At 67.9% G+C, this 23,769-nt stretch carries 23 protein-coding genes, 1 tRNA gene and 1 riboswitch; of the genes, 16 read left to right on the top strand and 8 right to left on the bottom strand.

Features of this window, described 5'->3' with window-relative positions; all coding sequences use genetic code 11:
* Window positions 1-2 precede the first annotated feature (2 nt).
* Complete coding sequence (locus BKM74_RS03655) at window positions 3-788, bottom strand: HlyD family secretion protein (protein ID WP_245825778.1); 786 nt, start codon at window positions 786-788, stop codon at window positions 3-5.
* Between the two features lie 135 nt (window positions 789-923).
* Here BKM74_RS03655 and BKM74_RS03650 point away from each other — a divergent pair, with 135 nt between their 5' ends.
* From BKM74_RS03650 to BKM74_RS03640, 3 genes are all read left to right on the top strand, one after another.
* The gene (locus BKM74_RS03650) at window positions 924-1,616 is read left to right on the top strand and encodes a TetR/AcrR family transcriptional regulator (protein WP_086464333.1); all 693 of its coding nucleotides are present in this window, start codon (window positions 924-926) and stop codon (window positions 1,614-1,616) included.
* Between the two features lie 90 nt (window positions 1,617-1,706).
* Window positions 1,707-2,195, top strand: a complete 489-nt coding sequence (locus tag BKM74_RS03645) for a PAS domain-containing protein (protein WP_140056010.1) — start codon at window positions 1,707-1,709, stop codon at window positions 2,193-2,195.
* Window positions 2,196-2,307: 112 nt separating this feature from the next.
* On the top strand, window positions 2,308-2,781 hold the full coding sequence (locus BKM74_RS03640) for a PAS domain-containing protein (RefSeq protein ID WP_086464331.1): 474 nt from the start codon (window positions 2,308-2,310) through the stop codon (window positions 2,779-2,781).
* A gap of 29 nt (window positions 2,782-2,810) precedes the next feature.
* Here BKM74_RS03640 and thiC read toward each other — a convergent pair whose 3' ends face one another.
* Window positions 2,811-4,631: a phosphomethylpyrimidine synthase ThiC gene (gene thiC, locus BKM74_RS03635; RefSeq protein WP_086464330.1), complete on the bottom strand. Its 1,821-nt coding sequence runs from the start codon at window positions 4,629-4,631 to the stop codon at window positions 2,811-2,813.
* A 63-nt stretch (window positions 4,632-4,694) separates the two neighbouring features.
* Window positions 4,695-4,803, bottom strand: a riboswitch (TPP riboswitch).
* Between the two features lie 108 nt (window positions 4,804-4,911).
* Here thiC and BKM74_RS03630 point away from each other — a divergent pair.
* Window positions 4,912-5,772 (top strand): bile acid:sodium symporter family protein, encoded by an 861-nt coding sequence (locus BKM74_RS03630; RefSeq protein ID WP_086464329.1) that lies wholly within the window; start codon window positions 4,912-4,914, stop codon window positions 5,770-5,772.
* A 9-nt stretch (window positions 5,773-5,781) separates the two neighbouring features.
* On the opposite strand, the gene BKM74_RS03625 is transcribed toward BKM74_RS03630, so the two are convergent.
* The 4 genes from BKM74_RS03625 to BKM74_RS03610 form a co-directional block, all read right to left on the bottom strand.
* Window positions 5,782-6,066: an addiction module antidote protein gene (locus tag BKM74_RS03625; protein WP_086464328.1), complete on the bottom strand. Its 285-nt coding sequence runs from the start codon at window positions 6,064-6,066 to the stop codon at window positions 5,782-5,784.
* Between the two features lie 4 nt (window positions 6,067-6,070).
* Window positions 6,071-6,217, bottom strand: a complete 147-nt coding sequence (locus BKM74_RS19205) for a type II toxin-antitoxin system RelE/ParE family toxin (RefSeq protein ID WP_322096614.1) — start codon at window positions 6,215-6,217, stop codon at window positions 6,071-6,073.
* Window positions 6,218-6,456: 239 nt separating this feature from the next.
* Window positions 6,457-6,533: transfer RNA gene (locus BKM74_RS03615), tRNA-Pro, on the bottom strand.
* A 67-nt stretch (window positions 6,534-6,600) separates the two neighbouring features.
* Window positions 6,601-7,623 (bottom strand): polyprenyl synthetase family protein, encoded by a 1,023-nt coding sequence (locus BKM74_RS03610; protein ID WP_086464327.1) that lies wholly within the window; start codon window positions 7,621-7,623, stop codon window positions 6,601-6,603.
* A gap of 162 nt (window positions 7,624-7,785) precedes the next feature.
* Here BKM74_RS03610 and BKM74_RS03605 point away from each other — a divergent pair, with 162 nt between their 5' ends.
* The 4 genes from BKM74_RS03605 to BKM74_RS03590 all read left to right on the top strand — a co-directional run bounded on the left by BKM74_RS03605 (window position 7,786) and on the right by BKM74_RS03590 (window position 11,617).
* Complete coding sequence (locus tag BKM74_RS03605; protein ID WP_086464326.1) at window positions 7,786-8,004, top strand: putative signal transducing protein; 219 nt, start codon at window positions 7,786-7,788, stop codon at window positions 8,002-8,004.
* Window positions 7,994-8,743, top strand: coding sequence for a tRNA1(Val) (adenine(37)-N6)-methyltransferase (locus BKM74_RS03600; protein WP_086464325.1), 750 nt, complete (start codon window positions 7,994-7,996; stop codon window positions 8,741-8,743). Before BKM74_RS03605 ends, BKM74_RS03600 begins: the two co-directional genes overlap by 11 nt.
* Before the next feature lie 172 nt (window positions 8,744-8,915).
* Window positions 8,916-9,755 (top strand): calcium-binding protein, encoded by an 840-nt coding sequence (locus BKM74_RS03595; protein WP_176342382.1) that lies wholly within the window; start codon window positions 8,916-8,918, stop codon window positions 9,753-9,755.
* Window positions 9,752-11,617 carry a glycosyltransferase family 4 protein gene (locus BKM74_RS03590; protein WP_086464323.1) on the top strand — a complete coding sequence of 622 codons (1,866 nt, stop codon included), beginning with the start codon at window positions 9,752-9,754 and terminating at the stop codon, window positions 11,615-11,617. The genes BKM74_RS03595 and BKM74_RS03590 overlap by 4 nt, the downstream gene beginning before the upstream one ends.
* Here the strand turns inward: BKM74_RS03590 and BKM74_RS03585 are convergent.
* Window positions 11,581-12,495, bottom strand: a complete 915-nt coding sequence (locus BKM74_RS03585) for a glycosyltransferase (protein WP_086464322.1) — start codon at window positions 12,493-12,495, stop codon at window positions 11,581-11,583. The two genes, BKM74_RS03590 and BKM74_RS03585, sit on opposite strands and share 37 nt — an antisense overlap.
* A gap of 47 nt (window positions 12,496-12,542) precedes the next feature.
* On the opposite strand from BKM74_RS03585, the gene BKM74_RS03580 reads away from it, so the two are divergent.
* From BKM74_RS03580 to BKM74_RS03545, 8 genes are all read left to right on the top strand, one after another.
* Window positions 12,543-13,280 carry a glycosyltransferase family 2 protein gene (locus BKM74_RS03580; RefSeq protein ID WP_086464321.1) on the top strand — a complete coding sequence of 246 codons (738 nt, stop codon included), beginning with the start codon at window positions 12,543-12,545 and terminating at the stop codon, window positions 13,278-13,280.
* Window positions 13,277-15,775, top strand: a complete 2,499-nt coding sequence (locus BKM74_RS03575; protein WP_086464320.1) for an O-linked N-acetylglucosamine transferase family protein — start codon at window positions 13,277-13,279, stop codon at window positions 15,773-15,775. Before BKM74_RS03580 ends, BKM74_RS03575 begins: the two co-directional genes overlap by 4 nt.
* Window positions 15,772-16,551 (top strand): sulfotransferase, encoded by a 780-nt coding sequence (locus tag BKM74_RS03570; protein ID WP_086464319.1) that lies wholly within the window; start codon window positions 15,772-15,774, stop codon window positions 16,549-16,551. The genes BKM74_RS03575 and BKM74_RS03570 overlap by 4 nt, the downstream gene beginning before the upstream one ends.
* Window positions 16,548-18,266 (top strand): O-linked N-acetylglucosamine transferase family protein, encoded by a 1,719-nt coding sequence (locus tag BKM74_RS03565; RefSeq protein WP_086464318.1) that lies wholly within the window; start codon window positions 16,548-16,550, stop codon window positions 18,264-18,266. Before BKM74_RS03570 ends, BKM74_RS03565 begins: the two co-directional genes overlap by 4 nt.
* Window positions 18,254-18,838: a DUF924 family protein gene (locus tag BKM74_RS03560; protein WP_245825777.1), complete on the top strand. Its 585-nt coding sequence runs from the start codon at window positions 18,254-18,256 to the stop codon at window positions 18,836-18,838. Before BKM74_RS03565 ends, BKM74_RS03560 begins: the two co-directional genes overlap by 13 nt.
* A 265-nt stretch (window positions 18,839-19,103) precedes the next feature.
* A complete protein-coding gene (locus BKM74_RS03555; protein WP_086464317.1) occupies window positions 19,104-20,285 on the top strand; it encodes an acyl-CoA dehydrogenase family protein in 1,182 nt (393 codons plus the stop codon).
* A gap of 11 nt (window positions 20,286-20,296) precedes the next feature.
* Entirely contained in the window at window positions 20,297-21,415 is a 1,119-nt protein-coding gene (locus BKM74_RS03550) for a CaiB/BaiF CoA transferase family protein (RefSeq protein ID WP_086464316.1), read from the top strand.
* Window positions 21,412-22,266: an FAS1-like dehydratase domain-containing protein gene (locus tag BKM74_RS03545; protein WP_086464315.1), complete on the top strand. Its 855-nt coding sequence runs from the start codon at window positions 21,412-21,414 to the stop codon at window positions 22,264-22,266. Before BKM74_RS03550 ends, BKM74_RS03545 begins: the two co-directional genes overlap by 4 nt.
* Window positions 22,267-22,273: 7 nt before the next feature.
* On the opposite strand, the gene BKM74_RS03540 is transcribed toward BKM74_RS03545, so the two are convergent.
* Entirely contained in the window at window positions 22,274-23,452 is a 1,179-nt protein-coding gene (locus BKM74_RS03540; RefSeq protein ID WP_176342381.1) for a PAS domain-containing sensor histidine kinase, read from the bottom strand.
* Between the last annotated feature and the right edge of the window lie 317 nt (window positions 23,453-23,769).

Genomic DNA, 23,769 nt, shown 5'->3' with positions numbered 1-23,769 from the left:
CGCTAGCCGGTGCGCATGCGGCCGATCTGGGTCTCCTTGAAATTCGCCACCAGATACACGGCGGGCAGCGGCACGACGGACAGAAGATTGGTGCCGGCGCGCACATAATGCCCGGCCTGCACACCGCGATTGCCGACCACGCCATCGACCGGCGCGCGGATCACCGTGTTGGCGAGATCGACCTCGGCGACGCTCTGGACCGCGCGGGCCTCCGCCACCTTGGCATCGGCAAGCACGCGTTCGCTCTGCAGCACGTCGAGGCGCTGGCGCTCCGCCGCCACCGCGGCCCGGGCGCTGGCCATCAATGCCGTCGCCTTGGCGAAATCGGCCTCCACCGTCTCCAGCCGCTGCCGGCTGACCACATCGTCACGGCGCAGTGCCTGCAACCGCTCGTAATCGCGCCGGCTGCGGGTCAGCTCGGCCTGCGCCCCGGCGGCCGCCGCCTCCGCCTGCTCGATCAGCGAGAGCTGCAGCAGCAGGCGGCTGTCGATGCCGATGATCGCCGCCTGCGCCGACACCACATTGGCCGCCGCCTCGGCGACGCGCGCGGCATAGTCACTATCGACCAGCGTAACCAGCACGTCGCCCGCCCTGACCGGCTGGTTGTCGGCGACCCGCACGCTGTCCACATAGCCGGGCACGGTCGGGCTGATGACCGAGATATCGGCATGCACATAGGCATTGTCGGTCTTCTCGACGAAGCGCCATTCATGCTGCCATTGCCAGCCGGCATAGAGCGCAGCCGACAACAGCCCGGCCACGGCCAGCATCAGCACCAGCTTGCGCATTCCGTCCCCGCCTCTTCTTCGGTCTTCAACAGCTGAACTGAACGGTTCAGTTTACCCTTGCCTGCACGCTACGCCCGGCTTCATAGTCCGTCAATATTGGCCACGCATCGCAAACCGGACGGGAAAGTGTATCGGGTGGACATACCCCTGCTCGACAGCGAGATGCCCGACACCACGATGGCGGAACCGGCGGCCGGCTCCAAGCCGGCGCAGGTGCTGGCCGCCGCCCGCGCGGAATTCCTGCGCCATGGCTTCGCCGCCACCAACATGGACAAGATCGCGCGCGTGGCCGGCGTCTCCAAGGCCACGGTCTATGCCCATTTCGGCAGCAAGGAAGAGCTGTTCGCGGCGATGGTCGCGACCAACTGCCGGCGCATCGCCGAAAGCCTGGCCGAGGAAACCCTGGAAGGGCTGCCGGTGCGCGCGGCGCTGACCCAGATCGGCCGGCAGTTCCTCAGCTTCCTGCTCAGTCCCGACACCCAGGCGATCTATCGCGTGGTGGTGTCCGAGGCGCCGCGCTTCCCCGATCTTGGCCGGCGCTTCTATGCCGCCGGGCCGCAGAACACGCGCGGCCGCATCGCGCGTTATCTGGAGCGGGCATCGGCACGCGGGCTGATCCGCCTCGATGACCCGGTGCGGGCCACCGAACTATTCCTCGGCATGCTGATCGGGCCGCGCCATCTGAAGCGCGTGCTGGGGCTGGAGCCGCCACCACCCCCGGCGGAGCTGAATGCCGCCGTGGACCATGCGGTCGATTGCTTCCTCATCCTCCATCCCGCGCCCATCCACCCGGCCCATCCAGCCGATAGCGTGACCGGCACTTCATAAAATCTTAAGTTTATTGACGTAAAAACCGACTGATAATTGCGAGGCGTGGCCGCAATCTGCCGCGAACCGGAATCGGGACTCGACCATCGCATGACCGCACCTGTTGAAATCGCGCACGGCAAGCTGCGCGCCCTGCATCGTTTCTGGGAGTCGCTGCGCCCGGCGCCCGATCTGCTGCCGGGCCGCCAGCATTTCAACGCCGAGGATATCTGGCCCTGGATCGGCCATATCGGGATGGTGGATGTCGAACGCGGCGGTCGGCCGGGCGTGCCCTTCCGCTTCCGCATCCGGCTGCAGGGCGAGCATCTGGCGCGGCTGACCGGCAATGGGCGACCCTCGCTCTATCTCGATGAGACGCTGCACACAAAATACCGCGACCTGATCCTGGCGCAGCACAGCGAGGCGGCGGCTACCAGCATGCCGGTCTATCGCATCCAGATCGACGAGGCCAAATCCTGGAAGCGCATCGACCGGCTGGTCCTGCCCTTCGCCAGCGATGGCCACAGCGTCGATCTGCTGATGACCGGCCTCTACATGGCGGTCACGCCATCGCGCCCCTGCGCCCCGGAAGGACAGTGACGCCGTTTCTCCACAGCCGGCTCCATAGCCGGATATCGATAAAATTTTAGAACTTTATTAATCGTTTACCGATCATTCTGCTGATCGTGCCGTGCCTTTTCCGGAAAGAAACATGCTCTCAATTCAGCACGAAGAACTGGCTGCGCTGCATCGCTTCTGGCTTGCCCTGTCGAAAGACGGGCGGCTGCCGGCGCGCCATGATTTCCTGGCCGAGCATCTCGCCCCCTGGATCGGCCATATCAGCCTGCTGGAGGTGGAGCGCGATCCCCTGCGCTTCCGCTTCCTCGTGCATGGCGGCCATTTCACCCTGCTGACCGGCAGCAACCTGACCGGCCGTTACCTGGAAGACGGGCTGAGCCCGCGCTATCGCGACATCGTGCTGGACAGCTACCGGGAAGTCGTGGAAACCCGGCAGGCGGTCCATCAGCACTATACCGACGACACCCAGCCCTGGCGCGAACTCGACCGGCTGCTGCTGCCGCTGGCCGATGACGGCGTGACGGTGGACCGGGTCATGGTCGGGCTCTATACCCTCGTCGATCCACCGTCCAAGGGCGGCTCCCGGCTGCTCTCCAGCCGGAACTGAGCCGCCCCCAGCCCTCCTCCGGGCGCCTGTTATTCCGCCGCCGGCTTCACTGCCGGTTGCGCGATCAGGATATCCCCGCCCTGTTCGCGGAAATTCCGCGACATCTCGTCCATGCCGCTCAGCGCGTATTCACGCACCTCCTGGCTGATCTTCATCGAGCAGAATTTCGGCCCGCACATCGAGCAGAAATGCGCCAGCTTGGCCCCCTCGGCCGGCAGGGTCTGGTCATGGAACTTCTCCGCCGTTTCGGGGTCGAGCGACAAATTGAACTGGTCGCGCCAGCGGAATTCGAAGCGGGCCCGGCTCAGCGCATCGTCCCTGACCTGCGCCGCCGGATGGCCCTTGGCGAGGTCGGCGGCATGGGCGGCCAGCTTGTAGGTGATGACGCCGACCTTCACATCATCGCGGTCAGGCAGGCCGAGATGCTCCTTCGGCGTGACGTAGCACAGCATCGCCGTGCCGAACCAGCCGATCATCGCCGCCCCGATGCCCGAGGTGATGTGGTCATAGCCCGGTGCGATATCGGTGGTCAGCGGCCCCAGCGTGTAGAACGGCGCCTCGCCGCAGACCGCCAGCTGCTTGTCCATGTTGGCCTTGATCTTGTGCATCGGCACATGGCCCGGCCCCTCGATCATCACCTGCACATCGTGCTTCCAGGCGACCTTAGTCAGCTCGCCCAGCGTCTCCAGCTCGGCGAACTGGGCGGCGTCGTTGGCGTCCGCGATGGAGCCGGGGCGCAAGCCGTCGCCCAGCGAGAAGGACACGTCATAGGCCTTCATGATTTCGCAGATTTCCTCGAAATGCGTGTAGAGGAAATTCTCCTTGTGATGGGCGAGGCACCATTTGGCGAGGATCGACCCGCCACGGCTGACGATGCCGGTGACGCGCTTCGCGGTCAGCGGGATATAGGCAAGCCGCACCCCGGCATGGATGGTGAAGTAATCCACGCCCTGCTCGGCCTGTTCGATCAGCGTGTCGCGGTAGATTTCCCAGGTGAGGTCTTCCGCCTTGCCGCCGACCTTCTCCAGCGCCTGATAGATCGGCACCGTACCGATGGGCACCGGGGAATTGCGCAGGATCCATTCCCGCGTGGTGTGGATGTTGCGCCCGGTGGAGAGGTCCATCACCGTGTCGGCGCCCCAGCGGATCGACCAGACCATCTTGTCCACCTCCTCCGCGACCGAGGAGGAGACGGCGGAATTGCCGATATTGGCGTTGATCTTCACCAGGAAATTGCGGCCGATGATCATCGGCTCGATCTCCGGATGGTTGATGTTGGCCGGGATGATGGCCCGCCCGGACGCCACCTCGTCACGCACGAACTCCGGCGTCACGTAATCCGGGATGGCGGCGCCGAAGCTTTCGCCGTCGCGGACGGCCTGTTCCTTCAGCCGCTCCCGGCCGAGATTCTCACGCACCGCGATGTATTCCATCTCCGGCGTGATGATGCCGGCGCGGGCATAGGCCAGCTGGGTAACCGCCTGCCCATGCTTCGCCCGCAGGGGTCGGATATTGGCGCGGTCGAACATCGCCACCTTCGCGGCCTCGCCCGGCTTCAGCCCGTCATCCTCCGGCTTTATGTCGCGCCCCTCATAGGTCTCGACATCGCCGCGCGCCTCGATCCAGGGGCGGCGCAGCGCCGGCAGGCCGCGCGCGATATCGATGGATGCTGCCGGGTCGCTATAGGGGCCGTAGGTGTCATAGACCCGGACCGGCGGTTCGCCGGAAGACGGCTCCAGATCGATCTCGCGCAGGGCGACACGGATATCGGGGAAGAGGCTGCCCGGCACATGGATTTTGCGCGAGGCCGGCAGCGGGCCGGTGGTGACGGTAAATTTTTCGGACGACATGGCGATCTCCAGACAGTTGCATGGAGACCCGGGAGAGCTTCGAAATGGGGGCGGCCGGTGCGGTTGCGTGGCCCTTTCCATCCCTACGCCGGTACGACCCGGATCAGGTTCTAAGGGTTCCCGCGCACTAGCGGTATCTCAGCCCCTTGCCGGGGCGCCCCTTGGAGGCCGGCATGATGGCGTCAGAGGATTGGCGGTGTCAACCGGCGTGAGGGCGCTACCCTCGCCCCGCCGCAGCGCGTAGAGTGCCGGCACCAAGAACGCGGGGGAGAGGCTATCCATGGGCGTGATCACCGACATCGTGCTGCCGGTTTCGCTGGCCTTCATCATGTTTTCCATCGGGCTGACGCTGACCATCGGCGATTTCCGGCGGGTGGCGGCGCAGCCAAGGGATTTCCTGATCGGTGCCGTGAGCCAGATCATCGTGCTGCCGCTGGTCGCCTTCCTGCTGGTCACCGCCTGGCGGATCGAGCCGGTGCTGGCGGTCGGCGTGATGATCATCGCCGCCGCACCCGGCGGCGTGACCTCCAACCTGCTGACCCTGTTCGCGCGCGGCGATGTGGCGCTGTCGGTCTCGCTGACCGCGATCACCAGCCTGCTCAGCGTCGTCACCGTGCCGCTGATCGTGGTGACGGCGCACCAGCATTTCGTCGGCGCCGATGCCGGCGACCTGACCGTGGCCGGGGCGGTGCTGAAGATTTTCGCGATCGTCACCGTGCCGGTGCTGGCCGGGCTGGCGGTGCGCCACCGGATGCCCGGCTTTGCCCAGCGCTTCGAGCCGCTGGCGCGGCGGATTTCGGCGGCGCTGTTCGTGCTGGTGATGGTGGGGGCGATCTATGCCGAGCGCGCCAATATCGGCAGCTATTTCGCGCAGGCCGGGGCGATCACCCTGACCCTGAACATCGCGATGATGGCGATTGCCTTCTATGGCGCCGTCTGGCTTGGCATGCGCCGCCCGCAGCGCATCGCCATCGCGCTGGAATGCGGGCTGCAGAATGGCACGCTGGCGATCGCCGTGGCCGCCACCCTGTTCCACGAGACGCTCTACGCCATTCCGGCGGCGATCTACAGCCTGATGATGTTCGGCACCGCACTCGCCTTCGTGTTCCTTGTCACGCGCGGCAGGCCGGCGGCGGTTTAGGGGGGCGGGCTATACCGGCGTGGCGGACAGGCGCACGCCGAAGCTCTTCAGCACCTTCAGCACCGTGCCGAATTCCGGCTTTCCGTCGGCGCTGAGCGCACGATAGAGCGATTCACGCGCCAGGCCGGTCTCCCGGGCGATCTGGGTCATGCCCCGGGCACGGGCGACATCGCCCAGCGCGGCGGCGATCACCGCCGGGTCGCCATCTTCCATGGCCGCATCCAGATAGGCGGCTATCGCTTCCGGACTGTCCAGATGCTCGGAAGCGTCCCAGAGACGAGTGTTCACCGGCATCGATCTATTCCTCCAGTTCCATGGCCAGCGCCCTCGCCTGCTCGATATCGCGGCGCTGCGTGCGCTTGTCGCCGCCGCACAGCAGAATCACGAGAACGGGGCCACGCTGGCAGAAATACACGCGATAGCCCGGTCCGTGATCGACCCGCAATTCGCTGACGCCGCCACCGCAGGCTTCACGTCACCCGGATTACCCAGCGAGAGGCGCCGCAACCGGATCGCGATCCGCGCCTTCGCATCGCGGTCCTTCAGACGTTCGAACCAGCTTGCGAAAGCTTCTGTCTGGCGGAGTTCGATCATACCGAAATGTAGCCTGTGAGCTACAATTCTTCAAGAGACCCACCAAAACAAAAAACCCAGCCGGTGAGGGCTGGGCTTTTTGAAATTCTTTGGTCGGAGCAGCAGGATTTGAACCTGCGACCCCTGCCTCCCGAAGACAGTGCTCTACCAGGCTGAGCTATGCTCCGACCGAGGGCGTGCTTATAGCGCCCCAACTCCCCGCCCGCAAGGGTAAAGGCGCGCGTTCAACCAGAATCAGAAGGCGCGTTCGACAGTGAAGTCGATGAGCTCTTCCAGCGCGTCGCGCAGCGGTGAGGCCGGCGTCACATGCAGCGCCTCGCGCGCCGCCTTGCCGTAGTCGCGCGCGCGCTCCAGCGCATCCGTCAGCGTGCCGTGCTTCACCATCAGCGCCATGGCCTGCTCGAGGTCGCCGTCGCGGATATCCTGCTCTTCCAGCGTGCGCTGCCAGAAGCCGCGTTCCTCCGCATCGCCGCGCGCGACCGCCAGGATGATCGGCAGGGTGATCTTGCCGTCGCGGAAATCGTCGCCGACCGTCTTGCCGAGTTCCGCCTGCTTCGCTGAATAATCCAGCACATCGTCGGTCAGCTGGAAGGCGATGCCGAGATTAAGCCCGTAGGAGGCCAGCGCCGCTTCCTGCTCCGGCGTGGCGCCGGCGACCACCGCACCGACCTGCGCGGCGGCGGCGAACAGCTGCGCCGTCTTGGCCTGGATCACCTGCAGATAGGCGGTCTCGTCGGTCGAGATGTCGTTGGCGGTGATGAGCTGCTGCACCTCGCCCTCGGCGATGACGGCCGAGGCGTTGGACAGGATGCCCAGCACCTTCAGCGAGCCGGCATCGACCATCAGCTGGAAGGCGCGGCTGAACAGGAAATCCCCGACCAGCACGGAGGGCTTGTTGCCCCAGATCGCGTTGGCGCTGTCCACGCCGCGGCGCAGATCGCTTTCGTCCACCACATCGTCATGCAGCAGGGTCGCGGTATGGATGAACTCCACCGCCGTCGCCAGCTTCACATGCTCGATGCCGCGATAGCCCAGCAACTGGGCGGCGGCCAGCGTCATCATCGGGCGCATGCGCTTGCCACCGGCGGCGACGATATGGCTGGCAAGCTGCGGGATCAGCGCCACCGGGCTGGCCATGCGCTCGACGATCAGCCGGTTCACCTGCTCCATATCGGCGGCGACGAAGCCGCTCAGCCGGTCGAGCGCGCTGCGGTTCGCGCGCTTGCTGTCCTCTGATACGCTGGTGGCTGTAGCCACGGATACACCCTATGGTCGGTTGACTATGGTCGGTTGGCTATGGTCGGTTGGGCTCTATTGGCTTCAGCGGCCCGGCTTGACGCCTGCCCGCAACGACAGCGAGCATAAGACCGGCGCACCATCGGTCAAGTGCAACCGAATGCCGCAAGCAAGGAGAAGCCATTGCGCGAGCTGATGCGCACCAACGACACGGTGAAACTGTCCTGGCTGGTCTCGCTGCTGGCCGATTCCGGCATCGACGCGCTGGTGTTCGACACCCATACCAGCATCCTGGAAGGCAGCCTCGGCGTGCTGCCGCGCCGGCTGATGGTGACCGACGACAGCTATGAATCGGCCTGCCGGTTGCTGCGCGACGCCGGCGAGGAGCCGTATGAGCCCTGACGTTACCCCCAGTGTAACGGAAGACCGGCTGCTGGGCGGGCGCGTTCTCCTGCGCCAGCCGAAGGTCGGCTACCGCGCCGCCATCGACCCGGTGCTGCTGGCCGCCGCCCTCGACCCGAAACCGGGCCAGCATGTGCTGGATATCGGCTGCGGCGTTGGAGCTGCGGCGCTGTGCCTGCTGGCACGGCGGCCGGACCTTGCCGTCACCGGCATCGAGATCCAGCCCGGCCTCGCCGCCCTTGCCCGCGAGAATGCGGCGCTGAACGGTGTTTCCGACCGCTTCCGGGTGATCGAGGGCGACATCGCCACTCTGCAACCGGACGCGCGCTTCGACATGGCAATGAGCAACCCGCCCTTCCTGCCGGCCACGCGCGGCAACGCACCGCCCGACGCCTCCAGGGCGCTGGCCCATGTCGAGGGCGAGGCCGACCTGCCCGCCTGGACGCGGTTCGCCGCAAAATCGCTGCCGCATCGCGGCACGCTGACGCTGATCCACCGCGCCGACCGGTTGACGGAATTGCTGGCGGCACTGGACAGCGCCCGGTTCGGCAGCGTTGTGATCTTTCCGCTCTGGCCCCGCCTGGAGACACCGGCGAAGCGCGTGCTGGTGCGCGCCGCGCAGGGTGGCCGGGCACCGCTGGTGCTGTCACCCGGTCTGCTGCTGCACGCCAGGCAAGGCGGCTTCACAGCAAACGCCGAGGCGATCCTGCGCGACGCGGAGATGCTTTCGCTGGGGTGAAGGGGGCGGACAAGATGCAAACCCGGAAAACCGGGTGACGGAGTAAGCATTTGAATCCCCTATAAAATTCATCCGTCGCCGCATTTTTCTTCCCGAACGTTCCAGCATGCCATTGTATGGCACGCGCAAAGATGGTGAAATTTACGAAACCACACCATCATCGGAGCGGCGGATGGCGACGGTGCCCTCGGTGCATTTCGCGGAGAATCCGGCGCTGTCCCCCTCCGAGCTGGCTGCGCTGGACGGGCTGCCCAGCTTCGATACGGTCGCCCGCCCTGCCCATCCCGCCGATCTGATAAGCGCCGGCAGCGACGGATACGATCTGCTGCTGCTGGATTTCACCATCGCGGCCCTGCCCGATGCGGTGGAGGCGGTGGAGATCACCGGTACCGATGGCGTCTCGCTGGCCGCCAACGCCCTCGGCAATCTCGTCGTTGGCGGGCTGGGTGCGGACACGGTGCTGGGCCAACAGGGCGACGATACGCTGCTGGGCGGCACCGGCAGCGACCTGCTGGGCGGCGGCAAAGGCAATGACCGGCTGGAAGGCGGTGCCGGCGACGACACGCTGTTCGGCGGGCTGGGCGACGATCTGCTGATCACCAGCATTGGCCGCAACGAATTGCAGGGCAATCGCGGTGGCGACACCATTCTCGGTGGCGCGGACGGCGATCTGCTGCGCGGCGGCAAGGACAGCGATTCGATCCGCGGCGGCATCGGCGACGACACCATCCATGCCGGCAAGGGCAGCGACACGCTGGCCGGCGGCGACGGCGCCGACAGCTTCCACTTCAAGGCCGGGGATGAGGAGACTCTGGTCCTCGATTTCGACCTCGCCGAGGATGTGATCCTGCTGGCCGGCGATCTGGGGCTGGATGCCGCCATGGCACTGGCGCGGATCGGCACAGACAGCGACGGCAATGCCGTTATCGACCTCGGCCACGACACCCAGATCACCCTGGCCGGAATCGATCCCGCCGCGCTGACCCTCGATCATTTTCTGGTTCTGGGATGAGCAGCGCGCTGCCGCTGCGCAAGCCGGAAGCACAAGCCTCTGCGCTGCCCTGCACCGGCTTCGCGCTGGCCGGCGGCGGCATTCTGCATTGTTTCAAAAGCGACCGGCCGATGGAGACGCGCCAGCCGCCGCTGCTGGATGGCAGCCCGGCGCGGTCCTGGCGGCTGCGCAACCATCTGGATGTGGCGGCCCGTGCCGCCGGCCTGCCTTGCTGGGTGGTGCTGCTGGAAACTGGCGAAGCGGCCACGCTCCTCCGTCTGACGGCACGCGATGAGAACGTGACCGACATCGCCCCCTCCGCCCTGCACCCGCTATCCGAGCTGGGCCGGCATCTGCCGGCAGAATGGCTACCGCTGGTGACTCGCTTCCTGTCAGCGGAGCAAGCGCTGGCCGACCTGCTGCGCGGCGAAGCGCCACCCCGCTGGCACAGGCTGCACGACCCGGAACCGGACCAGCCGCAAGATACCGTCCTGCCCCTCACCCGGCTGATGACAGCGCTGCGGCAACTGCGTCCCGATGTGACGGCCCGCCATCCGGCTGCCAGCGACTTCCTGGCCTGGTGCCTGCTGGACGGAAGCCGCGACTATGCCGCCCTGCGCGGAAACCCGGACTGGCACGGGCCGGCGCTGCGCCGGGCGGTGCATGCAGCGCGGCCCGATTTGCAGGCCGCCTTCGCCGATCCCGATGGCGCAGCGTTCGAGAATTGGTGCCGCACCCACGGCGCGGACGAGGTGCCGGCGCTGGCGGCGCCGTCCGTCCGGCGCGCACCTTTCCGCCTGCGCAAGGGCGGCGTCACCATCGTCGGCCATGCGCGCGGCGCGCTCGGCATCGGTGAGGATTGCCGGATGGCGGTCCGCGCGCTGCAGACCGCCGGGGTGCCGGTCGCGGTGCTGGACGTGCCGGTGCCAGGCGATGCGGCGGATGACAGCCTGCGCGGCCTGCTGAGCGACGCCCCGCCCTATGCGGCGACCCTGCTGTGCCTGACCGGCTTTGCCAGCCTGGAGCTGTTCGCCCGCGAAGGCGCGGCTCTCTGGGAGGGGCGTAATGTCATTGGTTTGTGGCCATGGGAGCTGCCGCGCTGGCCAGACCGGTTCGCCGCCGCCGCCGATCTGGTCGGGGAACTCTGGGCCGCCAGCGCCTTCACCGCCGACTCCTATAACGATGCGCCGGTGCCGGTGCGGCATCTGCCGCCTGCCGTATCGGTTTCCCCTGCCAATCTCTCCCGCGCCGATTTCGGCCTGCCGGAAGATACCTTCCTGTTCCATGCCGGCTTCGACGGAAATTCCACGCTGGCGCGCAAGAATCCGCTGGGCGCCATCGCGGCGTTTCAGGCCGCCTTTCCTGCGACGCGACCGGATGTCGGCCTGGTGTTGAAGGCGATGAATTTACCTCCTGAGTCGGAACTGCATGACGCCATCGCCGGCGATCCACGTATCCGGCTGATGGACCGCCGCCTGCCCCGCGCGCACACCGAGGCGCTACTGGCCTGTTGCGACGCGCATCTCTCGCTGCACCGGGCCGAGGGGTTCGGGCGTATCCCGGCGGAAGCCCTCGCGCTGGGCCTGCCGGTCATCGCCACCGACTGGTCCGGCACGGCGGATTACCTGACGACGGAGACCGGCTTTCCCGTCGAATACACCCTCATTCCCGTGCCGCCCGGCGCCTATCCCTTTGCCGAGGGCCAGCACTGGGCGGAACCGGATATCGCCCATGCCGCCTGCCTGATGCGGCAGGTGGCGGACGATCCGGTTACAGCGCGTGCCGTCGCCGCGCGCGGGCAGGCGCGGATCCGGCGGGATTACAGCCCCGAAGCCGCCGGCCGCCGCTATCGCGCCAGGCTGGAGGAGCTGGGATGGCTGTAAAGCGCCGCGAACGCCGGATTGGCAGTGATCCGCGAATCGAGTGCCGCCAACGCATCCGGGCCGGCGGCGGCGCCATAGGCCGCGCGCACCGCGGACCAGCCGTCTGCCGGCGCGGTGCCCGCCGCCACCTCCTCGGCATAGGAGAGCGGCCAGCGTTCCGGCACGCCCAGCCCGTGCCGGTGCAGCACTTGCATCGATTCCACAAAAACGAGAGCGCGCAGCCGCTCGGTCTTGGCCCCGCCATGCAGGCGTTGCAGGGCCTGCACCTCTGGCACGAAGCCGATCTTCCCCGGATAGCGCGCCCACGCCCGCAACCAGAGATCGAGGTCCATCGCGGTTTCCAGCCCCTCATCGAGTATCCCCGCTGGCGGCCCCAGCGCCTGCAAGGCGGCGCGGCGCAGCAGCACACTCGGCTGGCAGACGAAGCAGCCTTCGCGGAAATCGTATGTCTGCCCGTCCGGCCGCACCGGATAGGCGCCGAGATCGCGACCTTCCGCGTCGATCCAGCGCGCCGCCCCATGCGCCAGCGCGAGATCGGGCCGGGCAGCAAACAGCGCACGCATGCGGGCGAGCGCGCCATCGGCCAGCGCATCATCGGCATTCAGCCAGCCCACAAGATCGCCGCTGGTGAGCGCGAAACCCCGGTTCAGCGCCTCGGCCTGCCCGCCATCGGCCGTGCGCAATACGGTCAGCCGGTCCGGATAGCGGGCATTGAGGCCGGTCAGCACATCCGCCGTGCCGTCGGTCGAGAGATTGTCGAGGACGATCAGCTCATCGGCCGCGTTCGGCTGGTCCCCCAGCCCGGGCAGCACACTGGCGAGCGCCTGACCGATGAAACGGCCCTGATTGAAGGAGGGCATGACGAGGCTGATCCGCATGATTCAGGATCGCACGGAACCAAATCGCAAGAAACGGGGAGGCGCGCATGAGCATCCGCGCCTGCATCCTGGCCTCCTGCGACAACGCCCCCTATCTGGCGCAGGCCATCGCCTCGGCGCAGGCGCAGAGCCTGCCCTTCGAGGTGATCGTGGTCGCCGACGACGCCTCTACCGATGGCTCGCGCGATCTGATCCGCAGCCGCGCGGCGGAAGACAAGCGCATCCGCCCGATCTTGCGCGAGCGCCGGCTGGGGCCGGGCGCGAACCGCGACCTTGCCATCCGTGACACCAAATCGGACTGGATCGTCACGCTGGATGGCGACGATGTCATGCCAGCAGGCAAGCATGCGGCGGAATGGGCGGCGGTGGCGCCCTTCGCGGGCCGGGCGCCCGCCATCGGCTTTTCCGACGTGGCACTGACCGATGCCTGGGGAGCCGAAACCGGGCGCTGGTCGCTGTCGCTCTATGGCGCGCTGGACAGGGCGGAGCGCAGCGGCTGGTTCGCCCGCCGCACCGCGCCGATCCCGCGCGACCTGCTGCTGCCGAAGGCACTCTATCTGGAGGCTGGCGGCTTCGCCCACGATCTGCCGCTCTATGAGGATTGGGATTTCAAGCTGCGGCTATCCGCCCTTGCCGCCGTGTGGCGGCATTCCGGGATGATCGGCACGCGCTACCGCCGGCAGGGCGGCGGCCTGTCCGATGCGCCGCCGGGCGTGCATGAACGCTGGCAGGCGGAAGTGCGGGCACGCAACCGCGCGCTTTTCGGGGCGGAGGTGCCGGCATGATCCCGGCGCTGCGGCCTCTGCCCGACGACGTGACCGAAGCCGCCTGGCAAGAGGCACGGCGGCGGCTGGCGCTCATCCTGCCCGACATCCCGCCCCTCGGGCTGGCGACCGCATTGCGCGGCGAGCTGGGGGCGCTGTACCGGCAGGTGGCCGCGCAGAATCTGCGTGCCCTGCCGGGGGAGGACGATCCGCCGCCCGATCTCCCGATGCCCGCCGATGCGCGCTTCTGGCCCGGCCTGCTGGCCCGGCTGCTCTATGACTGGCCGCATCGCTGCCTGCCCGATTTGGCTGCGCTGGAGGCCTGCCCGCCGCCCTTGCTGGAGCCGGTCACCCGCGCCCTGCTCGATACCGGCCTGCCGCTGGACGAAGACGAGGCCGAAACCGCGCGGCGCGAGGCCTGGTTCGTCGATCTGATCCGCTGGATAGAGACGCGCGTGCTGGACAACCCACAGCATCCCGAGGCCCGCGCGCTGCTGCGCGCCTTTCTGGAGGGCAGCAACTTCCTCGCCCATTTCCGCAGCCGTACCGACCGGGAGACCCTGACGCGACGCGGCCGGTTGCTGGCGCTGGCGGCTGGCATCGCCGGGCCAACGCTACACCCGCGAAAGCCGGGGCGGATGCGGCTGGGCTTCATCGCGCTGGATGCCGGGGACCGTACCGAGACCCGGGCGCTGCTGCCCTTCCTCGCCGGGCTGGACCGCACCCGCACGGAAAGCTTCCTGATCCTGCTGCATGGCATCCGCTCAGACGCGGCGCGCGCCCATGCCGGCATGGCGGAGCGCATCCTCGACCTGTCGGGCGTTCCGGAGCCGGAACGAGCGGACTACATTCGCGGTTTCGACCTCGATATTCTGGTCTTCGCCAACAATCTGCTGGGCCGCGCCGGCACCTATCCGCGTCTGGCCTGCCAGCGCCTCGCCCGGCGGCAGGTGGCCACCATCGCCAGCCCGGCCAGCACCGGCCTGCCGGGGATCGACCGGTTCCTGACCTCGGCGGAAGCGGAGGCGGGCGATATCGCCGGGCGCTACAGCGAAAAACCGCTGCTAATGGAAGGGCTGCCGGTCTGTTTCGTCGAACCGCCTTTGCCCGTCAACCGCCCGCCCGAGGCCGATCTGATCGACCGGCAGGTGGCCGACCTGCGCCGGGCAGTTGCCGGCTCCGCGACCCTGCTGCTGGCGGCGGCGCATGCGGCCAAGCTGAACCCCGTCTTGCGCGAGTGCTGGCTGTCGATCCTGGAGCGCGCGCCCGGCACGATACTGATGCTGCTGCCCGGCAATCCCGGCTGGTCGGTGCCGGTGGCGGGCCGCGCGATGCTGCACTGGATGCGCGACGCGGCGGTGGCGCACGGCCTCGACCCGCGCCGCATTGCCGTGGCCGGGCCGTTCCGCGAGCGGGCGGCACTCGCCCATCTGGCGCGGCGGGCCGATATCTTCCTCGATTCCTTCCCCTATGCCGGCTGCGCCAGCCTGATCGACCCGCTGCGCGCCGGCACGCCGGTGGTGGCGCTGGACGGCGCGGCACAGAAGGAAAAGCAGGGGGCGGCGCTGCTGCGGCCCTTAGGGCTGGGCGGGCTTGACGAGCTGGTGGCAAGCGATCCGGCAGCTTACGCCGATATCGCAGTGGCGCTGGCGGGCGATTCCGGGGCGCGGGAACGCTGGCGCAGCCGCATCCTGGCGCGCATCGAGGCGGCCCCCTTCCTCGATCCGGCGGATTTCGGACGGCGCGCCGCCGCCTGCTGGGACATGCTGTTCCGCGAGATCATGGAGGAGGAGGCGCAGGCCGATCCGCTGGCGGCGGAGGCACTGCGCGGCGATGCCCGGTCGGAGGGCTTCGGCGAAGGCTGGCACGCGACGGAGGCGGCCGGTTGGCGCTGGTCGGTGGGCGGGGAAGCGGCGCGGCTTGCCCTGCCCGTACCCTTCGCCGGGCCGGGGGTGCTGGAGCTGGCGCTGCGCCATCTGCCGCCCGGCACGCGGGAGGGGCTGCGCCTTGAGATCGGCGGCAGGCCCGTCCCGCACCGTCTGTTGCTGGCGCCCGATCCGGCCGAGGCCGCGCTGCTGCGCGCGGCGGTCCCGGAGGCTTTGCTGGCCGGCGGCCTTGCCGATATCGCCCTGTATGCGCCGCCGCACATGGCCCCCGGCGATCCGCGCCCGCTGGGCGTGGCGCTGTCGCGCTTCGCCCTGCATCCGGCGGCGGGCACGATCCGTATCGACGCCGCGTCGCCGCTGCTGGCAACCGGCTGGGAGATCGCAGACGGGTTGTTCCGCCTGACGCCGCGCCGGGCCGGGACGATCTTCCTGCGCCAGCCGCTGGCGGGCCGGCATCTGCTGGTTCTGGACGGCATGCAGGCGGAGGCACCGCCGCGCCTCATCGCCGGCGGACAGGATATCGCGTTGCGCGACGGCATTGCCTATCTGCCGCCCTGCGACCGCATCGCGCTGACCGCCGACAGCGGCCTGTCACTGGCCGGCTTCACCCTGTCGCCGGTGATTCTATGAAACTGCGGCTCCTGCACCAACTGGCGCGCAGCGGCGGCACGCTGGTCAACCGGCTGATGCTGGCGCAGGGCGTGGCGGTGCTGAGCGAAGTGCATCCGCTGGGCTGGGCCACTCTCGACCCGCTGGCACAGGCGCGCGACTGGTTCGGCCTGATCGGCGCGGACGATCTGTTGGGACGTGACGCGCTGCCCTACACCGACGCCCTCGCGCTGACCGCCGCCAACGCCCGGCGCAAAAGACGGCCCCTGCTGATCCGTGACTGGAGCCATCTCGACTTCATGCCGCTGGGCCTGGGGCTGAAACCGGCGCTGACGTCGGCACAGGTGGAGGCGCTGGCCGGACGGTTCACGCTGATCCGCACCGCCACCGTCCGCCATCCGCTCGACCAGTGGCTGAGCCTCGCCGCCATGCTGGCCGCCGAGGGCCGCCCGCCCCGTCAGGCCGAGCTGGAAGCCTGGCTGGACGGCATCGAAGGTTTCGCGGTGATGGCGGCGGCAATCGGCTTCGTGCGCTATGAGGATATTGCCGCCGATCCGGCCGGCGGCATGGAAGAGCTGTGCCGGAAACTGGACCTTGCCTTCGATCCCGCGCGGCTGGAGGGCTGGCGCGAGACTACGCAGTTCAGCACCGGCGGCGTGCCGGGGCGGGCGGCATCCTCGGCGGAAATAGAGCGGCTGGAGCCGCGCCCGGCACCGCCGCATATCCTGCACCGGCTGAACCGCGACCGGCGTTACCGGCAGGCGCTCGACCTGTTGGGCTATGAGGTGCGAGAATGAGCGCGACCCTGCCCGCTTTCCGCCGCATCGCGCTGGCAAGGCGCTGGCTGGCCCGCAGCCCTTCCGAGGCGGAGGCGGCGTTCCTTGGACCGGAAGGAAAGCCGCTGCTCGCCGCGCTGGACACCCCGCCGCTGCGCTGGCCGGAAGCGCCGGATCTGCTGGACGAGGCTGTTGCGAGGCTGCGCCATGCCGCAAGCCCCGCCGACCACCCCGCGCCCCTGCTGGCAGGGCTGCTGCTGACCGAGCCGTACCGCCTGCCGCCGCTCGATCCGATATCCGACCTGCCCTACTGGCTGGGGCCGGCGCTGTTCCGCACGCTGGCACGCGGGCCGGATTTCTTCCGCGAACCGGGCGACCCGGACCGCTGGGCACGCTGGGCGGAAACTCTGCTGCAGGCCATCGAGACCGCACCGCCGGAGCGGCAGGATGATGGTTTCGCGCTGCTGGACGATCTCCGCCTGCATGCCGCTTTCGCCGGGACCGGCGACCTCAAGCCCCTGATGCAGCGGCGCGGAAAGCTGATCGCGCGCTTTGCCAGGGCGGAAGAATGGACACCGCCGAGGCGCGGCAACGGGCCGATCCGCCTCGGCCTGCTGGCGATGCGGCTGGACGACAGGCCGAACACGCGCTTCCTGCTGCCGCATGTCGCCGGGCTGGACCGCGATCGTTTTGCCGTCACCGGCTATGCGCTGGCGGGCGATGAGGACGACATGGCGGCGCTGGCGCGGCTCAGAATAGGACAAGTGAAACGGCTGGACGGGTTGAGCCTGGCGGCGCGGGTGGCCGCGCTCCGTAACGACCGGCTGGATGTGCTGCTGATCGGCGGCAATGTGGCGGCGGCGATGGACCCGCTGGCCCGGCTGGCGGCACACCGCCTGGCCCCCGTGCAGGTCGCGCTGGCATCCAGCCCGGTCACCACCGGCCTGCCCGGCATGACGCATGTGTTGATCGGCAGCGAGACACCGCCGCAGGCCGATGACCAGTACACCGAACAGCCAGCCCGGCTCGGCCGGCCCTTCTGCTGCTTCGCCCCCGGACTGGCGCAGGAGGCGCCAGCGCTGAACCGGGCCGATCTCGGCATCCCGGCGGAGGCGATCCTCCTGCTCTCCACCGCCAATCTGATGAAGCTGACGGATGAAGCGCTCGAATGCTGGCTTAGCCTGCTGGCGGAGACGGAAAACAGTGTGCTGCTGCTCAGCCCCTTTAACCCGTTCTGGGCCGGCGGCGACCCGCCCGTCGCGCGCTTCCGCCAGCATGTCGAGGACCGCGCACTGGCGCATGGCGTCGCACGCTGGCGGGTGCGGCTGGCCGGCCCGTTCGCCGATGCCGGCAGTCTCGCGGCACTGGCCGGGCTGGCCGACCTCTGTCTCGATGCCTTCCCCTATGCCGGCTGCACCAGCCTGCTGGACCCGCTGGCCGCCGGCCTGCCCATCGTCACGATGCGGGGGGTGAGCCAGCGCGGCAACCAAGCGGCGGCAATGCTGGACCCACTTGGGCTGGACCCGCTGGGACTCGGCCCTCTTGTCGCCAAAAACACCGGAGAGTATCGGCGCATCGCCTTGCGGCTGATCGGCGATCCTGCGGAAAGGCGGACTATCGGTACGACGATCCGCCAGGCGCTGCCCGGTGCCCCGTTTCTGGACGGGGCCGGTTTCGCCCGCTCGCTCGACGCCGCGCTGTCGGCTATGATCGCGGAAAATCGATGGAGACCCTGATGACCCCGCGCGACATTCTGGATTTCTGGTTCGGCAAGCCGGACGCACCGTCCTATAGCGAGAAACGGCAAATCTGGTTCGAGAAGAACGAGGATTTTGACGAGGAAATCCGCGAGCGCTTCCTGCCGCTGGTGGAGGATGCGCTGGAAGGCGGCCTCTCCACCTGGGAGGGCGAGCCGGAGGGCTGCCTCGCCCTCATCATCCTGCTCGACCAGTTCCCGCGCAATCTGTTCCGGGGCACGGCGCGCGCCTTCGATGGCGACATGCGCGCGCTGGAACTGGCGAAAATGGCGCTGGCCGAAGGCTATGACCGCAAGCTGCTGCCCCTGCAGCGGCTGTTCCTCTACCTGCCCCTCGAACACAGCGAGGATCTGGCCGACCAGGACCGCTCCGTCGCGCTGTTCGAGAAGCTGAGCCAGGAGACCGACGATCCCAGCTGGCACCATTACGCCGTCCTGCACCGCGACATCATCGCCTGCTTCGGACGCTTCCCCCACCGCAACACGGCGCTGGGCCGCGAGATGACGGAGGAGGAAAAGACCTTCCTCACCCAGCCGAATTCCGCGTTCTGAGGGCTACAAATCCCCCTCACCCAGCTCCGCCTCGCAGGGGAGAGGGAAATATTGAGGTGGCTTACTTAACCCTCTCCCTTCGCGGGAGAGGGTGGTGAGCAAAGCGAACCGGGTGAGGGGGGTATGCCCCCCGCCATGCCTTGCGCGCATGGCCCGCCCCCGGATTGGCGCGGAAGGCGGTTTCATATTGCATGGCAACAGCGTTTCTTTATCGTGCGGGCGGCCTATTTGTCCGACAAAGCCCGATAAAGAGGAAACGCCCCCCATGTCCACCAGCTCAGCCGCCAACGCCACCACGCAAGAGAGCTTCCCCGAAATCCGCGAGGCCGTGCGCCAGCTCTGCGCCGGTTTTCCCGGCGAATACTGGCGCGAGAAGGACCGCGAGCGCGCCTATCCGACCGAGTTCGTGCAGGCGCTGACCGAAGCCGGCTACCTCTCCGTGCTGATCCCGGAGGAGTTTGGCGGCAGCGGCCTTGGCATCGAGGCAGCGGCGGCGATCCTGGAGGAAATCCACAAGGCCGGCTGCAATGGCGCCGCCTGCCACGCGCAGATGTACACGATGGGCACGCTGCTGCGGCACGGCAATGAAGCGCAGAAGCAGCAGTACCTGCCGAAGATCGCCACCGGCGAGTTGCGCCTGCAGGCTTTCGGCGTGACCGAGCCGACGGCGGGCACCGACACCACCTCGATCCGCACCGTGGCGGTGCGCGAGGGCGACAAATACATCGTGAACGGCCAGAAGGTCTGGACCAGCCGGGCCGAACATTCCGACCTGATGATCCTGCTGGCCCGCACCACCCCGAAGGATCAGGTGACGAAGAAGACCGAAGGCCTGTCGGTCTTCCTGGTGGATATGAAGAAGGCGCTGGGCAAGGGGCTGACCATCCGTCCGATCCGCACCATGCTGAACCACGCCACCACGGAAATCTTCCTCGACGATCTGGAAGTCCCCGCCGAGAACCTGATCGGCGAGGAGGGCAAGGGCTTCCGCTACATCCTGGATGGAATGAATGCGGAGCGTATCCTGATCGCCTCGGAATGTATCGGCGATGCCCGCTGGTTCATCGCCAAGGCCACCGACTACGCCAATGAGCGCAAGGTGTTCAACCGCCCGATCGGGCAGAATCAGGGCATCCAGTTCCCGATCGCCAAGGCCTATGCGCAGTCGGAAGCAGCGGCGCTGATGGTCGAGCGCGCGGCGCAGATGTATGACGGCAAGATTCCCTGCGGCAAGGAAGCCAACATGGCGAAGCTGCTGGCCGCCGATGCCTCCTGGGCCGCCGCCGATATGTGCCTGCAGACGCATGGCGGCTTCGGTTTCGCCGAGGAGTACGATATCGAGCGCAAGTTCCGCGAGACGCGGCTGTATCAGATCGCGCCGATCTCCACCAATCTGATCTATGCCTACCTGTCCGAGCATGTGCTCGGCCTGCCGCGTTCCTACTGATGGGCGGGTCGATGGGCGCATTGGACGGATTGCTGGTGGTGGCGCTGGAACAGGCCGTCGCCGCCCCGCTCTGCACCGCGAAGCTGGCCGATGCCGGGGCGCGGGTCATCAAGATCGAACGCGCCGAGGGCGATTTCGCGCGCGGCTATGACGCGGCGGTGAAAGGCCAGGCCAGCTATTTCGTCTGGCTGAACCGGGGCAAGGAATCGCTGACGCTCGACATCAAGAACCCGGACGACAAGGCGTTGCTGGAACGGCTGATCGCGAAGGCCGATGTGTTCGTGCAGAACCTCGCCCCCGGCGCCACGACGCGCGCCGGCATCGGCGCGGAGGAATTGCGCAAACGCCACCCGTCGCTGATCACCGTCGATATCAGCGGCTATGGCGAGGACGGCCCGCTGGCCGAGATGAAGGCCTATGATCTGCTGGTGCAGGCGGAAAGCGGGTTGTGCTCGGTCACCGGCACGGCCGAGGGCATGGCCCGCGTCGGCGTGTCGGTCGGCGATATCGGCGCCGGCATGAACGCCTATGCCGCCGTGCTGGAGGCGCTCATTCGGCGCGGCACGACGGGTAAGGGCAGCGCCATCAAGGTGTCGCTGTTCGATGGCCTCGCCGACTGGATGAACGTGCCCTATCTGCAATATGCCTATGGCGGCACGGCGCCGGCCCGCATCGGCCTCGGCCATGCCACCATCCAGCCCTATGGCGCCTATGCCTGCGCCGATGGGCAGGTGATGCTGGCGATCCAGAACGAGCGCGAATGGGCAAGGCTGTGCGCCGAGGTGCTGGGCCAGCCCGGCCTCGCCACGGACGAGCGCTTTTCGAGCAATGTCGCGCGCTGCGCCAACCGGCCGGCGCTGAGCGCCGCCATCGAAGGCGTGTTCAAGGCGCTGCCGCGCGCGACCGTGGTGGAGAAGCTGAAAGCGGCGAAGATCGCCTTCGCCTCGGTCAACAGCGTGGCCGACCTGGTGGGCCATCCGGCGCTGCGCCTGGTGCCGGTGGAGACGCCGGAAGGGCCGGTCGAGATCGTCGCCCCTGCCGCCATCACCGATGGCATGACACCCGGCCTGAAACCGGTGCCCGCCATCGGCCAGCACAGCGAGGCCATCCGCAAGGAGTTCACCGCATGAGCATCGACGCAGAGAAGCTGCAGGGCTGGATCGGCAAGCGCCAGGAGGTGAACGAGCGCCTCGCCGCCTGGGCCGTCCATGCCTGGAACGCCACGCTGGACCGTGACGACGCGAAGCCGAAGGAAGGCGACCCGCTGCCGCCGGGCGCGCACTGGATCTTCTTCCACGAGGCGGCGCGCACCAGCCAGCTCGGCGAGGACGGCCATCCGCAGCGCGGCGGCTTCCTGCCGCCGGTCGAGCTGCCGCGCCGCATGTGGGCCGGCGGCAGGCTGCAGTTCCTGAAGAAACTGGCCATCGGCGAGCGTGCCACACGCACCTCCGAGGTGATGTCGGTTGCCGTGAAGGAAGGCCGCACCGGGCCGCTGGTGTTCGTAACGGTGAAGCACGAGATCGCCGGTGCCGAGGGTGTCGCCATCGTCGAGGAGCACGATATCGTCTATCGCGGCTGGCCCAGCGAGGCGGAGAAGGCGAAGCAGCCGCCCGCCGCCCCCCCGGTCACGGAGGCCGTGTGGTCACGCGAGCTGGTGCCGACGCCGCCGCTGCTGTTCCGCTATTCCGCGCTGACCTTCAATGGCCACCGCATCCATTACGACCACCCCTATGTCACGCAGGTGGAAGGCTATCCCGGCCTGATCGTGCATGGGCCGCTGATGGCGACGCTGCTGCTCGACCTGGTGCGCCGCGAGGCACCGGAGAAGCTCCTGACCGGCTTCTCTTTCCGTGGCATGAGTCCGGTGTTCGATACCGCGCCCTTCCATGTGAACGGCACGCCGAAGGACGGCGGCGCCGATCTGTGGATCGCCGGGCCGGGCAATTATCTCGGCATGCAGGCGCAGGCGACGTTCGGGTAGGAGCCCCCTACTTCGCCGTCTGTTCGCCGGCGGGGGCGGCGCGGTCGGTCAGCACGCGGCGGGCCGGGAACAGCAGGGTCGCAGTGGTGCCCGTGCCGGGGCGGCTGACCAGCAGCAGCCGGCCGCCATGCGCTTCGATCATCGATTTCACCAGCGGCAGGCCAAGCCCGGTGCCGTGATGGCCGCGCGCCAGCGAGGAATCGATCTGCCCGAACGGCGCCAGCGCCACCGGGATATCCGCCTCCGCCATGCCAATGCCGGTATCGCGGACCGTCAGCGCGTAGCCGCCCTCCTCCGTCATCACGCCGGCGATATGGACCTCGCCGCCGGGTGGCGTGAACTTCACCGCATTCGAGGCCAGGTTCAGCAGCATCTGTTTCAGCTGTCTTTCGTCGGCCAGCAGGTCCGGGGTCGGCGGCTCCAGCGCGACGTGGAAATCGATCGCGCCATGCTGGGCCCGCCCCTCGATCATACGCGCCACCGCCGCGACGATGCCGGCGAGATCGACCCGCGCCTCGGCCAGCTGGGTACGGCCGGCATTGAATTTCGCTATGTCGAGCAGATCGTTGATGATCGACAGCAGATAATCCCCGCTCTCGCGGATGCTGGCGGCATAGGCGCGATAGCGCGGATCGCCCAGCGGCCCGTTCACCTCGCTCATGATCAGTTCGGAAAAGCCCAGGATCGCGTTCAGCGGCGTGCGCAGCTCATGCGTCATGTTCGACAGGAATTCGGTCTTGCTGCGCTCGGACCGCTCCGCCTCGCTGCGCTGCAGCAGCAGAGTCATCTCGCGCTGTTTCTCGACCGTGATGTCCACCTGGGTGACGAGGATGCTGCCATCCTCCAGCAGCTTCAGTTCGCCGCGCAGCCAGCGCCCGTCGGCCAGCTGCTGCTCCGGATTGGTCCAGGGCGGGCGCCGTTCGGACACCAGCCGGTCGATCCAGTCCTCGCCCGATTCGACGCCCTTCGGCGGCAGCATCCCGGAGGCAAGACAATCGTGCAGGATATCGCGCCGGAACCGGCCGATCCGGAAATGCGGCGACCAGTCGGGGAAAAACTGCCGGAAAGCGGAATTGCAGCAAGCCAGCCGGTCCGCCGCATCATAGATCACCACCCCGACATCCGAAGCGTCGAGCGCCCGCCCGATCAGCTCTCCCTGCATGTCCCCATGCACGTCCCCCTGCATGGCTGCCCCCGCCGCAGGTGCCTGCTTGCCATTTTCTGTCACCGCCGAACCCCACATCAAGGCAACCCCACGCGGCTGAGCGGGGTCGCAATACCCTATGAAACCGTTCTTTTCGCGGGAGCGGACGCCGTCGATTTTGCGGGCCCGTTTTCTTGGTTATTTCTGGCCTGTGCCAGGCAAGCCCGGCACTTCAGTAAAATAACATATGCAGCCCGAAGGCAACCACCTGGATTCTGCCGGAACGCGTTCTGCCGATCATGGCGGCGGGGCGAATGCGAATGATGATTACCGAGTCCCCCGCACCACGCGACCGATTA

This window comes from Oceanibaculum nanhaiense (assembly GCF_002148795.1).
Taxonomy (GTDB): Bacteria; Pseudomonadota; Alphaproteobacteria; order Oceanibaculales; family Oceanibaculaceae; genus Oceanibaculum; species Oceanibaculum nanhaiense.
The sequence above is the reverse complement of the archived record's forward strand: the minus strand, read 5'-3'. Positions and strand labels throughout refer to the sequence as shown.